General features: G+C 41.4%; 11 protein-coding genes. 9 read left to right on the top strand and 2 right to left on the bottom strand.

Annotated features, from left to right (window positions below):
- Positions 1-93 precede the first annotated feature (93 nt).
- Positions 94-630 (bottom strand): peroxiredoxin-like family protein, encoded by a 537-nt coding sequence (locus tag ACOQOA_RS15800; RefSeq protein WP_420549570.1) that lies wholly within the window; start codon positions 628-630, stop codon positions 94-96.
- Between the two features lie 102 nt (positions 631-732).
- Between ACOQOA_RS15800 and ACOQOA_RS15805 the strand changes: the two genes are divergently transcribed.
- The 7 genes from ACOQOA_RS15805 (at position 733) to ACOQOA_RS15835 (ending at position 12,759) form a co-directional block, all read left to right on the top strand.
- Entirely contained in the window at positions 733-1,518 is a 786-nt protein-coding gene (locus tag ACOQOA_RS15805; RefSeq protein WP_420549571.1) for an AraC family transcriptional regulator, read from the top strand.
- 106 nt (positions 1,519-1,624) lie between these two features.
- On the top strand, positions 1,625-3,229 hold the full coding sequence (locus ACOQOA_RS15810) for a GMC family oxidoreductase (RefSeq protein ID WP_420549572.1): 1,605 nt from the start codon (positions 1,625-1,627) through the stop codon (positions 3,227-3,229).
- A 533-nt stretch (positions 3,230-3,762) separates the two neighbouring features.
- On the top strand, positions 3,763-4,227 hold the full coding sequence (gene bfr, locus ACOQOA_RS15815; protein WP_420550116.1) for a bacterioferritin: 465 nt from the start codon (positions 3,763-3,765) through the stop codon (positions 4,225-4,227).
- 12 nt (positions 4,228-4,239) lie between these two features.
- The gene (gene bfr / locus ACOQOA_RS15820; protein WP_420549573.1) at positions 4,240-4,710 is read left to right on the top strand and encodes a bacterioferritin; all 471 of its coding nucleotides are present in this window, start codon (positions 4,240-4,242) and stop codon (positions 4,708-4,710) included.
- A 213-nt stretch (positions 4,711-4,923) separates the two neighbouring features.
- Positions 4,924-9,039: a tandem-95 repeat protein gene (locus tag ACOQOA_RS15825; protein WP_420549574.1), complete on the top strand. Its 4,116-nt coding sequence runs from the start codon at positions 4,924-4,926 to the stop codon at positions 9,037-9,039.
- 67 nt (positions 9,040-9,106) lie between these two features.
- Positions 9,107-11,275 carry a type I secretion system permease/ATPase gene (locus ACOQOA_RS15830; RefSeq protein ID WP_420549575.1) on the top strand — a complete coding sequence of 723 codons (2,169 nt, stop codon included), beginning with the start codon at positions 9,107-9,109 and terminating at the stop codon, positions 11,273-11,275.
- Positions 11,272-12,759, top strand: a complete 1,488-nt coding sequence (locus ACOQOA_RS15835; protein WP_420549576.1) for an HlyD family type I secretion periplasmic adaptor subunit — start codon at positions 11,272-11,274, stop codon at positions 12,757-12,759. The genes ACOQOA_RS15830 and ACOQOA_RS15835 overlap by 4 nt, the downstream gene beginning before the upstream one ends.
- Before the next feature lie 20 nt (positions 12,760-12,779).
- Here ACOQOA_RS15835 and ACOQOA_RS15840 read toward each other — a convergent pair whose 3' ends face one another.
- Positions 12,780-13,379 carry a hypothetical protein gene (locus tag ACOQOA_RS15840; protein ID WP_420549577.1) on the bottom strand — a complete coding sequence of 200 codons (600 nt, stop codon included), beginning with the start codon at positions 13,377-13,379 and terminating at the stop codon, positions 12,780-12,782.
- Between the two features lie 257 nt (positions 13,380-13,636).
- On the opposite strand from ACOQOA_RS15840, the gene ACOQOA_RS15845 reads away from it, so the two are divergent.
- Positions 13,637-14,248, top strand: coding sequence for an ImuA family protein (locus ACOQOA_RS15845; protein ID WP_420549578.1), 612 nt, complete (start codon positions 13,637-13,639; stop codon positions 14,246-14,248).
- On the top strand, positions 14,245-15,747 hold the full coding sequence (locus ACOQOA_RS15850; RefSeq protein WP_420549579.1) for a Y-family DNA polymerase: 1,503 nt from the start codon (positions 14,245-14,247) through the stop codon (positions 15,745-15,747). Before ACOQOA_RS15845 ends, ACOQOA_RS15850 begins: the two co-directional genes overlap by 4 nt.
- Positions 15,748-15,751: the final 4 nt, after the last annotated feature.

Genomic DNA, 15,751 nt, shown 5'->3' on the forward strand with positions numbered 1-15,751 from the left:
CAGGAATGAGAAAAAAGAATGGCCTTGCGACTCAGGACTTGCACAAGGCCATTAAGGATAACTGCGTTTATTATAGTTCTAGGTTGGGTTTCTTTATACTTCGCCTGTATATTCGCCACGTGCCGGATAATCGTTAGCGATTACAAAATCTAATGCTCCGAGCATTTCTTTAAATACTGGGCGTACGAATGGCATGGTTTGTACAGACGCGTAAAATAAGGTTTGATCAGGTTTTACGAGGAATACACCTGGCTCAGAAAATAGATCCGGTTCCATCAAACCGATGGATGTTTTGCCACGGGATGTAGAAATGGATAGTCCCCATTCTTTTGCTTTGGCGAGTGGCAAGTCATAGGCAATACGTAAATTCTTTGCCCCAATCTTATCAGCCATTTCTTTGGCACGTTCTTCACCATCACTACTAATGGCAACAATATTAACACCTTTACCTGCGAAATCTTCACTTAGGCGTTCTAATTCTTTCAGATATGTTGCACAAATTGGGCAATGAAGGCCACGATAGAAAACGACTAAAGAGAAGTTTTCCGGTGCATCAGTTGATAACTTGTAATCTCCATGTGATACGGTTGGAAGAGCAAGGTCCGGGGTTTCTGTACGCGGTAAAAGCATATCTTTTAATCCTAAAATGAGTCATGAAATATGTAATTAAGTTGACAATATTTTACTTTAAGATACATTTGGTATTTAAAAGTTATCAAAAAGTACATTGTTATGTCAGAAGAAAAATTAGATCGCTTATCAGCTTTAATCGCGCAGTTTCAGATAGAGGCCCATGTTTTAACGAGGCCTGATTATCAACAAGGTAACTTCTTTATTATTCAGGAGAAACAATGTGAGGATTACAACGCTTGTCGTCTGTTTTATTATCCTCATAAAGCCATGGATGAAGTTGTGGAGTTTCCTTTTCCTGAAGAAAAAATGTTGGTTGCTGCATGTATTGATACAGGTGGCAACAGTAATCCAGTAACGTTGGCATTGCCCAATGTGGTGGAAATTTATCTTGGGGATGATAAAGCCTTACAAGATGTGAGTAACATCCTGTTGGAAGAAGCTATGGCCTTACGGTGTGGTGGACAAGCTGTGATTAATCGCCTGTGTGAGGTCGTGATGATCCGCTTGATGCGTCACCTAATTGAGGCTGGCAAAACCGAAGTTGGATTGTTGGCAGGATTGGCCCATCCAGGTCTTTCCCGTGCCATTGTGGCTATGCATGAAAATCCGGAGAAAGAGCTGCAATTGGAAGATTATGCTCATATTGCCGCAATGTCGCGTACGCATTTTGTTAATAACTTTAGGAAACTCGTAGGAGTGACACCGGGACAGTATCTTTCTAACTGGCGCTTAACCTTAGCTCATATGCATTTGAAGCGGGGTATGCCAGTGAAAACTGTTGCCTCAAAAGTTGGGTTTTCAGGCTCGCCGGCTTTCTCTCGTGCTTTTGTTAACCGTTTTGGTATGTCTCCGCGCGAATTTATTCAAAACGGAATACATAACTAATCTTCAAATAATTTTAGATCAAAGGTCGATAAACCTTTGTTTGATTTGTGTTGTGGCTCTGTGAATACTCTGCGCTTGTGGAGATATGATATTCTGGACCAACGATATGGATGAATTTGATTATATAATTGTTGGCGCTGGCTCAGCGGGCTGCGCCTTGGCAGATAGGCTTTCGGAAAACTTAAAATATCGCATTTTGGTTGTTGAGGCTGGTGGTCATGATCTTAGTCCGTGGATCAAAATGCCTATTGGTTATGGTATTAATTTCTATAATGAAAAAGTGAACTGGAAATTCCAGATGCAACCCGATGCAGGGTTGAATGGGCGGCAAGCATATTGCCCACGTGGCAAGGTTGTTGGTGGATCCAGTTCTATCAATGCCATGGTTTATTTCCGTGGCCTTCCGCATGATTTTGAGGATTGGAAACAATCCGGCGCGTTAGGTTGGGGTTGGGATGAAGTTTCTGAAGAATACGAAAAGCTAGAAACGCGCATCATGCTTGACGGTTCTGTGAAGGGAGATGGCTCTTTATTCGTCAGTGATGTTGCAGATCAATGCCATCCGACAACGCGCTATTTCTTTGATGTGGCTAAAGAGTTAGGATTGCCTATTACACAAGATATGCATGCGGATAATGAAGGTGTGGCCAATTATCAATTAAATACGCATAAAGGTCGTCGTTGGTCCGCCGCGGATGCCTTTTTGCGTCCTGCTTTAAAGCGTAAAAATGTGAAGCTTTTAACATCTGCACGTACAAATAAGATTTTATTTGAAGGTAAACGTGCTGTTGGTATTTTATACGAAAAGAATGGTGTTGTTCACAAAGCCAAGGCGCGTAAGGAAGTGATTTTATCGGCAGGGGCCATTCATTCTCCTCAAATTTTACAAGTATCGGGTATCGGGCCTGCAGAGCATCTAAAGAAACTTGGTATCGATGTCATTCATGCGAATGACGGTGTGGGCGGCAATATGCAGGACCATCTGGCAAACAGTTTCTATTTTAAAGCAACAGAACCCACATTAAATAACCAATTAGCCCCATGGTGGGGGAAGGCACTGGCTGGATTGCAATATGTGTTAAGTCGCCGTGGGCCTTTGAGTTTAAGTGTGAACCAATGCGGTGGGTTTGTGCGATCAAGTGAGGATGTCTCAACTCCTGATATGCAGCTTTATTTAAACCCGGTGACGTATACGACATCTGTTGATGATGAAAAAATCATACCTGATAGCTTTCCCGGGTTTATTACATGCTTTCAACCATGCCGCCCTACAAGCCGTGGGCGAGTGGATGCTGCTTCGGCCAATGCGAATGATACACCACTGATTAGGCCTAACTTTCTGTCTACAAATAAAGATATTGAAGATATTCTGGCTGGGACACGCTTGATGAAGAAAGTTGTAAATTCAAAAGCATTACAGCCATTCATTAAGTCCTCTATGTATCAAGATATTAATAGGCTAGAGACTGAAGAACAAATCGTCGAAGATTTTAAGGATCGATGTGGCACTGTTTATCATCCGGTTTCAACCTGTATGATGGGGGGGGATGCGAATAACTCCGTCGTTGATCATCGCCTTAAAGTTAGAGGTGTCGATGGTTTACGTATTGCGGATGCGTCGATTTTCCCAAATGTTACATCAGGTAATACCAATGCGCCTTCTATTATGGTAGGGTCAAGGGCAGGGCGAATTATCCTTGAAGATGCTTAGACTGATAGCGTCAAATTGATTTCGATTTTTAGTGATTCTATGATCTGATTCTTAAATTGACACTTTCTAAGAGTGTTTATCTAAATTATTTTGCCCCTTTAAAAACGCATGTGAAAATCACTCGCAATGAGAGTAATAGGCGCTCTTAATTCCATAATTTATTAAGATGTTGAATTCTTTGAATTTCTGATTTTTTAATATTTTTATTAAGAATAACTTGCAATTTTTTATCTCTAGATAAGAACGATTATTAATTTCAAGCTATTGAAAACATTAACTTTTTACTTGATAAGTAAAATTGTATTTACTATAACTATCTTCACAAGATCGATACCCCAATAATAAACATTCAGGATCGAAGTCTTGGGCTTTTTAGAGTCAAAATCTTAAACGTCTATAACTTCTGGGGATCGGTCTTACCAAATGTGATTAGGACAGAAAAATAACATCAGGATCGAAGTCCAAAATTATAAGATCAATAAAATAAAGATCAGGACGATCAGGATCGAAGTCCCTATTTTAGGAGAGAAATGATGAAAGGTAGTTCAGACGTTATTGCTATCTTGAATTCAGTGTTGGGAAATGAATTGATTTCCATTAACCAGACCTTCTTGCATTCCCGCATGTTTAATGACTGGGGCATGGAAGATATTGGTAAAGCTGAATACAAGAAATCCATTAAGGATATGAAGCAGGCGGATAAGTTAATTGAGCGTATCCTATTCCTTGAAGGCCTTCCAAATCTGCAAAGCCTCGGTAAGTTGCGTATTGGTCAGGACACAGCGGAAATTATCCAATGTGAAATGGACTTTATGACACCACAACTGGATTTGTTACGCGAAGCAATCGCGCTTTGTGAAAAAGAATCCGATTATGTGTCACGTGATATGCTGGATGATATTCTGGAAGATGAAGAAGAATTCCTTGATTGGCTGGAAGTACAGCAATGGCAAATGGAAAAACAAGGAATGCAAAACTACATCCAATCTCAAACTTAAGGAGGCCCAGTTATGAAAGGCAATACTAAAGTAATCGACGCTCTTAACGGGCTTTTGACACATGAGTTAAGCGCAGCAGATCAATATTTCGTTCATTCCCGTATGTACCAAGATTGGGGTATGGAAGAACTTTATGAACGTTTGAAGCATGAACAAGAAGAAGAGCTGGATCATGCTTCCAAATTGATTGAGCGTATCTTATTCCTTGAAGGCGTTCCAAATGTGGCTGCACGTGCTGCCCTTCGTATTGGCGACAATGTGAAGTCCATGTTGGAAAATGACCTGTCTTATGAATTAGAAGTTGGTCAGGCCTTGAAAAAAGTGATTGCACTTTGTGAGGCTGAACAGGATTACGTATCGCGTCAAATTTTGTTGGAGCTTCTGAAAGATACAGAGGATGATCATACTTATTGGTTGGAAAAACAGTTAGGTTTGATCAACAAAATGGGTATCGAAAACTATATCCAGTCCAAATCTTCCTAAAATATTCACTTTATTAAGTGATGCTTAAGCCCCGTTCATTTGAGTGGGGTTTTTTGTTTATCTTTTTAAATAGAACCTGAAAGGGGTTTTATGAAAAGAAGCAGATAAAATTGAATAAAAGTTTAAGTTTTATTTCTTGAACTCATTCGCAAACTACCTCACTTTCCTTATTGGTTGAATTATGTACAAGTAATTATCTTTTTGGGGGAAGTCATGTCCAATAACACGCCGACTATCACAGATTCAGTTGCTGCAGTCACAGATGAGGATGTAGCGATTACAGTTACGCAAGCAGAATTATTAGCCAATGCTTCAGATGTTGACGGTGATGCATTATTTGTGAGTAATCTTATTGTCTCTGGTCCAGACGCAACAATTGTTGATAATGGGGATGGCACCTGGACGATTACACCTACAGAAAATTATCATGGTGATATCTCGTTTAGTTATGATGTAAGCGATGGCACGGAAATTGTTGCAGGGGCTTTGGATCTGACAGTAACGCCTGTGAATGATGCACCAACAGCTGAAGGCGGTAAGATTGTTCTAAATGGTAGTGAGACGGCCAATTGGAAGCTTCATGGTCATGATGTTGACGGAGATAATCTGACTTTTTCTGGTATTGATGAAACAGGAGCTGTTGTTTCTGCCGGAAGTAGTTTTATCACAGAGAATGGCGGAACAGTTACAATTAACTCAGATGGCAGTTATAACTATCAGGCATCATCTAAATATGCAGGTACAGATAGTTTTAATTATCAAGTATTAGATGAACATGGCGCTGTTAGTGAAGCTACCGTTAATGTTATTGTTATGCCTGAAGAAAATTCCACTGTAGGACGTTTTGATGGCAACGATGATTTTTTAACAACTTCTGTCGATACTCTTTCTGACACACCGACTAAATTTACAATGCATACGACATTCAAAGTCGATGACTTTGGCGATCATTATAATTTATTAAACATACGTGGAGATAGCGGATCGCATAGCCGGACTGAGTTAAGGGTTATTGATACCGGTGCACTAGAATTCATATATCATGATGGAACGGGTAAGCAAATAAATGTGAGAACCAGTGATTCAGATCGTGTGGTTGGCATTAATGAATGGGTATCTGTTGCATTTGTTTATGATAGCACAGCGGAAGTTGAGCAGGATCGTCTAAAGATTTATCTAAATGGAAAACAATTGGCTATCGATCCGGCATATAGTGATTATCCATCAGAAAACGAAACCACACATGTGTTGAATGCAATGACTAAAATGCAAATTGGTGCTCGTAAAGCTTATGGGGTGAGTGGCAATACAATGCTCTTTGATGGTGATATGGCGTCGATGACACTTATCGATGGTCGTGCAGCTGATATCAATGAGTTTGGAGGGGTGGATGAAAACGGCGTCTGGTATGATAATGGTGGGGCAGGTGTAGACCTAGGTCCTCTTGGATTTAATACTACAGATCTAGCAACACCTGAGTTTAGATATACTGATGATGCATCTCCTTATACATGGACATCAATTGGTGATATTGGTTCAGGCACAGCCGTTATTGAAAGTGAAGATTTAAAGCAAAACTCAAATGAAGGCACTTCTGGTAACGATGTTCTGGAAGGTGATATCGGAGATAATACTCTATCGGGCCATGCTAATGATGATTTATTAATTGGAAATGCAGGAGGCGATATTCTTCTCGGAGGCTCAGGGGACGATACTCTCTATGGAGATCGTATTAATACTGAAACGGCTCAATCTTCACCTACGACGGTGGATGGTATAACGACAATATACGCGGATGTTAATAACGATGGTAATATTGATGCCATTATGAATGCGGATGATGGTCGTATCTGGACACGCCTCGGTGATGGTCAAGGTGGGTTCGGCGATGCTTCTTTCCAGAATACTGGATATGAATTAGGTATCAGTAAGGTATCTGGCGCTGCTGATTGGGGCCCGACTGCTGATGATGTAGATGCGAGTGCTTATTCAGCTGAGAAATTTGCCGGAGCAGGAGAGGTAACTTTTGAGATACCAAATGAGGATTCATTCCGTGTATTTGGATTATCTACGACTTCAGGTGGTTCCAGCTTCAAGACCATAAATTACGGTTTGAATACTCAGCCGGGTGGTAATTTATATGTGTTGGAAGATACAGTATTCACCTTCGTTGGTACTTATTCGACAAGTGACGATTTAAGTATTGAACGTCTGGATACTGGTACGGTTGTCTATAAGCAGAATGGGACAATTATTCACACAAGTAGCAATATATCTAATTTATCAGATGAGTTATTGGTTGATGTTGCTTTCAATGAAGTTGGAGGTGCGTTGGGTGAAGTTACAATGTCTGTTGATGGTGGTCCATCGAACCCTGTGAGCTGGATTGCAGATGATACAATTGCGTTGGGTCTGAGCGGTGATATCTCAGTTGCTTATGAGGACTTGAATAACGATGGTAATATTGATGCCATTATGAATGCGGATGACGGTCGTATCTGGACACGCCTCGGTGATGGTCAAGGTGGGTTCGGCGATGCTTCTTTCCAGAATACTGGATATGAATTAGGTATCAGTAAGGTATCTGGCGCTGCTGATTGGGGCCCGACTGCTGATGATGTAGATGCGAGTGCTTATTCAGCTGAGAAATTTGCCGGAGCAGGAGAGGTAACTTTTGAGATACCAAATGAGGATTCATTCCGTGTATTTGGATTATCTACGACTTCAGGTGGTTCCAGCTTCAAGACCATAAATTACGGTTTGAATACTCAGCCGGGTGGTAATTTATATGTGTTGGAAGATACAGTATTCACCTTCGTTGGTACTTATTCGACAGGTGACGATTTAAGTATTGAACGTCTGGATACTGGTACGGTTGTCTATAAGCAGAATGGGACAATTATTCATACAAGCAGCAATATATCTAATTTATCAGATGAGTTATTGGTTGATGTTGCCTTCAATGAAGTTGGAGGTGCGTTGGGTGAAGTTACAATGTCTGTTGATGGTGGTCCATCGAACCCTGTGAGCTGGGTTGCAGATGATACAATTGCGTTGGGTCTGAGCGGTGATATCTCAGTTGCTTATGAGGACTTGAATAACGATGGTAATATTGATGCCATTATGAATACGGATGACGGTCGTATCTGGACACGCCTCGGTGATGGTCAAGGTGGGTTCGGCGATGCTTCTTTCCAGAATACTGGATATGAATTAGGCATCAGTAAGGTATCTGGCGCTGCTGATTGGGGCCCGACTGCTGATGATGTAGATGCGAGTGCTTATTCAGCTGAGAAATTTGCCGGAGCAGGAGAGGTAACTTTTGAGATACCAAATGAGGATTCATTCCGTGTATTTGGATTATCTACGACTTCAGGTGGTTCCAGCTTCAAGACCATAAATTACGGTTTGAATACTCAGCCGGGTGGTAATTTATATGTGTTGGAAGATACAGTATTCACCTTCGTTGGTACTTATTCGACAGGTGACGATTTAAGTATTGAACGTCTGGATACAGGTACAGTTGTCTATAAGCAGAATGGGACAATTATTCACACAAGTAGCAATGTATCTAATTTATCAGATGAGTTATTGGTTGATGTTGCCTTCAATGAAGTTGGAGGTGCGTTGGGTGAAGTTACAATGTCTGTTGATGGTGGTCCATCGAACCCTGTGAGCTGGATTGCAGATGATACAATTGCGTTGGGTCTGAGCGGTGATATCTCAGTTGCTTATGAGGACTTGAATAACGATGGTAATATTGATGCCATTATGAATGCGGATGATGGTCGTATCTGGACACGCCTCGGTGATGGTCAAGGTGGGTTTGGCGATGTTGAATTATTAGATGCAGGTGAAAGCCCATATCAGAGTATAACTGGAAATGATGTTCTTGATGGGGGTGCCGGGAATGACACGCTTTCAGGTGGTTTGGGTGATGATATCTATCAGTTCTCGATAGGAGGTGATCAGGATATTATTGATAATGCTGATACAGATGCAGCAAACTCAACTGACAAGATTGTCTTTGGTGCCGATATTGATGAAACCGATATCTGGTTCCGTCAGGACGGGGATGATTTAGTCGCACAGATATTAGGTATGGATGATCAAGTGACGATTTCTGATTGGTTTGATAGTTCCAACGTGAATTATCAGTCGATTGATCAATTTGAAGTTTCTGATGGATCAGTTTTAACAGCATCAAATGTGCAATCTCTTGTGGATGCGATGTCTAGCTTCACAGTAGATCAAATTACTAATGACACCATTGAAAGCAATTCAGATCATGATGATGCACAAAATGTGATTGCTGCAACTTGGAGTTAAGGTTAGTTTAAGGGATAAGATAAAATCGGTCGCATCTTGCGGCCGGTTTTCATTTCTAGAGGGTTTTATGGACGGGGAAATTCATGTCACTGCATCGCAGGAAGATGTAACGCCAAAAGTAGATACAGGCTTGCAAAGCTTAGTCGTGCTTTTACGATTCTTTGAGTTACCTGCAGATGCGGATCAAATACAACATCAATATGGTGAAGCAGGCGAGCTGTTTGATGCCGATGGATTATTGCGTGTTGCTAAGCGTTTGGAGTTAAAGGCGCGGGTGGTGGACACGGAATGGGAGCGCCTTGCTAAGACAGTATTGCCAGCAATTGCTCAAATGAATGATGGTAGCTTTGCTGTACTTGCAAAGATGGATGGAGAAAAAGAACAGGTTCTTCTACATGATGCAGTTGCGAATAAACCATTGGTTATGAGCCGGGCTGATTTTGAAGCTAATTGGTCTGGTAAATTATTACTGGTTGCACGTCGGGCAAAAATGTTGGGCAAAGGGGGCAAGTTTGACATCAGTTGGTTCATACCCGCTTTGCTTCGTTATAAGCATTTATTTTATGAAGTATTGGTTGCCTCCTTCTTTTTGCAACTTTTCGCGTTAATCACGCCTCTCTTTTTTCAAGTCATTATTGATAAAGTTTTAGTGCATCGTGGATTAACCACTTTGGATGTATTGATTATCGGATTGATTATTGTTTCGATTTTTGAAGTCTTCCTAGGGGGGCTCAGAACCTATATTTTTTCACATACGACGAATAGGGTCGATGTGGAACTAGGGGCGAAGTTATTCCGACATTTGCTGGCATTACCACTTAGTTATTTTGAAGCACGACAGGTTGGCCAATCTGTTGCGCGGGTACGCGAGTTAGATAGTATTCGGAACTTCATTACGGGTTCTTCTTTGACACTGGTAATCGACCTTTTCTTCACGATCGTTTTCTTCGCCGTGATGTGGTATTTCAGTCCCTTACTAACCATGATTGTGTTGGGATCTATCCCGTTTTATGTGGTTTTAGCTGTCTTCGTGACACCTGTTTTACGGGCACGTATGGAAGAAAAATTTCAACGTGGTGCTGCGAACCAAGCGTTTTTGGTTGAATCGGTTACAGGGGTGGAGACATTAAAAGCGCTTGCTGTGGAACCACAATCTCATCGCAAATGGGAAGAGCAGCTGGCTGCTTATGTGCATGCAAGTTTTCGTGCCGCGAATTTAGGTAATATTGCGGGCCAATGTACTCAATTAATTAGCAAAATTACCATGGCATTAACCCTGTTTATCGGGGCAAAAGCTGTTATCGATGGAGATGTAACTGTCGGCCAATTAGTTGCCTTCAACATGCTTTCTGGCCGAGTGACAGGGCCAATTTTACGCCTTGCACAATTATGGCAGGATTTCCAACAAGCACGTATTTCGGTAGATCGTCTAGGGGATATTCTGAATAATCCGACGGAGCCCCAATATAATCCAAACCGTGCTACATTAAAGAAAATTGAAGGTAATATTTCTTTTGAACATGTGGTGTTTAAATATCGCCCGGATGCACCGGAGATTTTAAAACGAGTGAGCCTTGATATTCCTGCAGGACAAGTGATTGGGGTTGTTGGACCAAGTGGGTCAGGGAAGAGTACCTTAGCAAAGCTTGTCCAACGCATGTATGTGCCAGAATCCGGTCGTGTGATGGTCGATGGTGTAGATCTTGCCATGGTCGATACCACTTGGTTGCGTCGACAGGTTGGCGTGGTCCTTCAAGAAAACATCTTGTTTAACCGTTCGGTAAGAGAGAACATCGCTTTAGCTGATCCTGGCCTTCCGATGGAAAAGGTTGTGGCTGCAGCCAAGTTATCAGGTGCACATGATTTTATTCTTGAACTGGCGGAAGGTTACGACACCAAAATCGGTGAACGTGGTTCAAACCTTTCAGGTGGTCAACGTCAACGCATCGCGATTGCGCGCGCCTTGATCAATAACCCGCGTATTTTGATTTTTGATGAAGCCACATCAGCACTTGATTATGAATCAGAAAAAATTATTCAGGAAAATATGCGCCGTATTTGTCATGGACGTACCGTGATCATTATTGCTCATCGTCTAGCGACTGTGCGTGATGCAGATCGTATTATTACGATTGAATCAGGTGAAGTTGTCGAAGATGGAACACATGAAGAGTTACTTGCACGTGATGGCCGTTACGCGAAACTCTTCAAGCTCCAATCAGGAGATAAAAGATGATCAAAACTCCTGAAATTAAAGAGGCAATAGGGCGTATTATTCCAAAAAAGGTGAAGGCTGGTCCTGACGGGAAACCTCTTATCGAAGAAGATGTTGATCAACAATCAACAGACGAAAATCAGGTTGAGGCAAGCGCCCCACCAAAAGAAAAAAAGGCAAAATGGGGTAGTGAAGAGAGGCAATTCCTTCCCGCAGCATTGGAAATTATGGAAACACCGGCCCATCCAGTAGGTCGGATGATGGCGATTACATTAGCAGCATTTTTCTCCATTGCTCTGATTTGGGCTTCTATCGGGGAAGTTGATGTGGTAGCCGTTGCGACAGGTAAGATTGTTCCAACTGGCGGTGTGAAGCAAATTCAAGCCTTGGAAATTGGAACTGTGCGCGCCATCCATGTGCGTGATGGCCAATCTGTTAAACAAGGTGATGTTTTGATCGAATTGGATCCAACTGAAAGCGAGGTGGACAAAGGTCAGATGTTACGACAACGTCGTACCGCAATGCTGGATATGGAACGTCTTGAAGCCAATTTACATGGTCTGAAGAATGATGATGTGCAGATAGGTATTCCATCTATTGATGTTGAACAGGACATGTTGGATATGGCACGTCAACGACTTGAAACCGACTTGTTGAGTTATCAATCACAGGTGATGGCTTTGGATGTTGAATATGAACGTCGCGCAGCAGAACAGGAAACGGCGAAGGTTGAAATCGCCAAATTGAAAGAAACATTGCCTCTTATTGAAGAACGTGAAGATGCATTAAGCCAGTTGGTGAAAAAAGGTATTGCCCCGAAACCGAATTGGTTAGAAGTCAAACAGCTACTTATTGAAACACAACATAATGTGCAAATTCAACAAAATCGCCTTGCTGAATCCGAAGCGAATATGAAGGCGTTGCTGATCGAAAAAGATCGCCTTACGTCTGAAACACAACAAACCATTTTGGATGAATTGGTGGAGGCACAAGATCAATTTGAAGCCGCTAATCTGGCCTTGCGTAAAGCAGAGAAGAAAGAAACGCAAAGAAAGCTCTTTAGTCCTGTTGATGGGGTGGTCCAACAACTTTCTGTGCATACTGTTGGTGGAGTGGTCTCCCCGGCAGAGCCGATCATGTTGGTTATTCCGGATGATGCGCCTTTGGAAATACAGGCTCAGGTGTTGAATAAGGATGCAGGATTTGTAGAGCCGGACCAATCGGCAGAGGTTAAGATTGATAGTTTTCCATTTACCAAATACGGCACGATTGATGGCACTGTCAGAACGTTATCACGTGACGCCATCATAGATGAAAATCTGGGGCCTGTTTTTGATGCCCGTATTAGTATGGATAGAACAGACATTATGGCGAATGGTCGTCTTGTTCAACTAACCCCGGGTATGACTGCATCTATCGAAGTCAAAACCGGTAAACGCAGGATTATTGAATTCCTTCTTTCCCCCGTTATGAAGCATGCAAATGAAGCGTTGAGAGAGAGGTAAGTCTGTCTGCCATAAGACATTCAGTCACTTAAACGCTTAAGCTGAAAATAGTGAGGGGAAGTATCTTCCTTGATGACCTCAACCTCAAATATCCCTTTAAAGGGAATCTGTACAACGCCTGTGCCGCCATGTGTAGTCGTGTAAGTGATATCTTGTTCTTGAAGATTAAGATAGTTGAGGTTGCAATTAACGTCTTTGGGCTCTGTAAGGCCTGTTGCACCTTCTTCTAAGATAGCTAAAGGGATATTCATGTTTGAAAAATTAAGATCATATAATTGTTCGAAAGTACCTGGATTATCTGCTTCGCATTTTTCAAGGACGACACTATTTTCCCAAATAGATATATCTGCGTGAATACTTGTATCTATCTGTATTTTTTGACCGTCATGTTCTTTTAAAAAATCAATGAATTCCTGGTTTCGCGCATAAGAAAAGAATATTCCACCTTCATAGAATGTTACTTTATCTTGCGCAAAAATAGGGGGGATTTTTATAAAAAATAACAATGCAATTGAAATAGTTATCAAAAAAAGCACTGTTTTAACTGAATTGGGCTTAGACACTTTTTTCGCTTCCCCACCTGACATGTTAACAAAATATTCTTTGTGTAAATCTATCATATATCTGTCAGAACAAAATAACTCAGTGGTATATATGATCGATAAAATTGGTTCTATTATAGTATAAATTTTTTTCTATATAATATTCAATAAGTTGCCATGTCTTAGTCGGTGATTAGGCGTTGTGATCTCGCGGTCTTCTCTTGACATAAAGTGCATTTGAGAACATAAAGTGAAAAGAGAACATTTGCGGTATATTTATGAGTGTGATGTTGATGCTAATGCAACCCGAACAATATAAAAAAGACATATCCAGTATGGCTACTTTACGTACAAAATTACGTGGGATTGAACGTTTGCATTCACAACAAAGCAAACCTTGGATTCTCTCTAGTAGCTTTCAACAGATTGACTCTTGTCTACCTGAAGCAGGTATTCCCTCACATGCGGTGCATGCGATAAATGGGCCTGCGGCACTATTCTTTCTACTAAGATTGTTATCGGTTCCTTTAACAGGACAGACAATATTATGGTGCCGTTCTGCAAAAGCACGTGAAGTACCTTATGGGCCCGCTTTATTGGAATATGGACTTAATCCCGAAGATATTTTGTTCGTTCAATGCGACAACATGCAAGATTTACTTTGGTCTTATGAGGAAGCTTTAAAATCCAGAGCTATACGTATCGCGGTTTTAGAACCGGAAGCCGTGATCAATTTGATAGAAAGTCGTCGTTTGCAATTAGCAGCAGAAATTGGCGGCAGTATAGGATTTTTACTGTCACAAAACCCTGATTATGTAAGCCGTGCAAATGCGTTATTCAGCCGTTGGTATATTTCGCCTTTACCAACAGCAGGAAACTATCAAATTGACCTACAACGAATGCGTAATACATCCCCTAAAATGTGGCAAGTCACGGAGGGGGAATGACAGAACGCAAGCGATATATAAGTCTTTATTTGCCACAATGGGCGATTGATTGTCGCAATCAACAAAACAAATTGCCGGAACAACCCTATGTGCAGACGACAAAATCAAAAAACAAAGTTGTCATAGAGATCGCCAATGATTTTGCATATCAGCAAGGTATCCAAAAAGGGATGAGTCTGGCGACGGCGAGGGCCATATCAAGTAATTTAATCGTAGAGGATTATGATTCTGAGTTTTTGCAGAAGAAAATAGAGCAATTAGCAGATTGGGCTTATCAATTCACACCTTTCATTTCTTGTGATGGTATGGATTCTTTAATGTTGGATGCAACAGGATGTTCTCATCTTTTCGGTGGGGAAAAGGGCATGTTGCAACAACTATCGACCAAACTCACATCTTTAAAACTCCATCATCGATTAGCTATGGCAGATACGGTAGCTGGAGCTTGGGGATTGGCAAGATATGCAAGTAAAGGTTTTTTGGTTCAGGATGGATCTATAAAGACCATTATTAAGTCGCTTCCAATCGCTGCACTGCGTTTGTCTGATGACTTACTTGTTGATTTGCAACGCATGGGGTTGCGTCGAATAGAAGATTTATTAACTTTACCACGTTCCAATATATCGTGCCGCTACGGATTAGAGCCTGTTTTGCGTTTGGATAAAATGCTTGGCGATGTGGCAGACCCTATCACGCCACGACGTTATAAAACGCCACATATGGTGAGGTTAGGATTTCCTGATGCTATTGGTCTTGCCGAAGATATTGAAGCGGGATTAGATCGCTTGATTGATCAATTATGTATAAGATTGGAGAAGGACGCTTTAGGCGCCAAACAACTTCATTTAATTTGTGAAAAGGTTAATAAAACGCAACAGGTTATAAGTGTAGGTTTAAGCGAAGCCAGCCATAAACCTAAATATTGCAAGCGTTTATTCCTCGAAAAAATCAAAGAAATAGAGCCTGGCTTTGGTATTGATGCAATGCGCCTATTGGCAACAGTCGTGGAAAAAGTGCAGCATCGCCAAAATACTATTCTCATGACTGGTGAACGACAAAGGTTTCAAAAACAAGAACGTTTACGGGAAGATTTAAATATCTTAGTCGATCGTTTACGTAATCGATTAGGGTATCATGCTGTCGGCCATATAAGAGCACGGGATACTCATCTACCAGACCGAATTCAAGCTTGGCAGATGAATTTGGAGAAGAACTGGCCAAAAAATCAAAAACGTCCTGCCTTGTTGCATAATAAACCCATTCCATTTCATCAAGGAAATGTGCCAACTCATCTTTCATATAAAGGGAAAATTGATCAAATTATCCAATGGCAAGGTCCAGAACGTATTAGCCCTAATTGGTGGCAGCGTGATGCAGATTGGCATCATGGAGATCGTGATTACTATATTGCCTGTACAAAATCCGGTAGACGCTATTGGGTGTATCAACATGTTCAACAAACTGAGAAGGTTTGGTATCTGCACGGATATTTCAGTTGAGGTT

Origin of the sequence: Curvivirga sp., assembly GCF_965219885.1 — a bacterium.
In the GTDB taxonomy this organism is placed as follows: domain Bacteria; phylum Pseudomonadota; class Alphaproteobacteria; order UBA8366; family Aestuariispiraceae; genus Curvivirga.

Coding starts and splice junctions, on each gene's coding strand:
- ACOQOA_RS15800 (WP_420549570.1), bottom strand. CDS start 630: ATGCTTTTACCGCGTACAGAAACCCCGGACCTTGCTCTTCCAACCGTA.
- ACOQOA_RS15805 (WP_420549571.1), top strand. CDS start 733: ATGTCAGAAGAAAAATTAGATCGCTTATCAGCTTTAATCGCGCAGTTT.
- ACOQOA_RS15810 (WP_420549572.1), top strand. CDS start 1,625: ATGGATGAATTTGATTATATAATTGTTGGCGCTGGCTCAGCGGGCTGC.
- bfr (WP_420550116.1), top strand. CDS start 3,763: ATGAAAGGTAGTTCAGACGTTATTGCTATCTTGAATTCAGTGTTGGGA.
- bfr (WP_420549573.1), top strand. CDS start 4,240: ATGAAAGGCAATACTAAAGTAATCGACGCTCTTAACGGGCTTTTGACA.
- ACOQOA_RS15825 (WP_420549574.1), top strand. CDS start 4,924: ATGTCCAATAACACGCCGACTATCACAGATTCAGTTGCTGCAGTCACA.
- ACOQOA_RS15830 (WP_420549575.1), top strand. CDS start 9,107: ATGGACGGGGAAATTCATGTCACTGCATCGCAGGAAGATGTAACGCCA.
- ACOQOA_RS15835 (WP_420549576.1), top strand. CDS start 11,272: ATGATCAAAACTCCTGAAATTAAAGAGGCAATAGGGCGTATTATTCCA.
- ACOQOA_RS15840 (WP_420549577.1), bottom strand. CDS start 13,379: ATGATAGATTTACACAAAGAATATTTTGTTAACATGTCAGGTGGGGAA.
- ACOQOA_RS15845 (WP_420549578.1), top strand. CDS start 13,637: ATGGCTACTTTACGTACAAAATTACGTGGGATTGAACGTTTGCATTCA.
- ACOQOA_RS15850 (WP_420549579.1), top strand. CDS start 14,245: ATGACAGAACGCAAGCGATATATAAGTCTTTATTTGCCACAATGGGCG.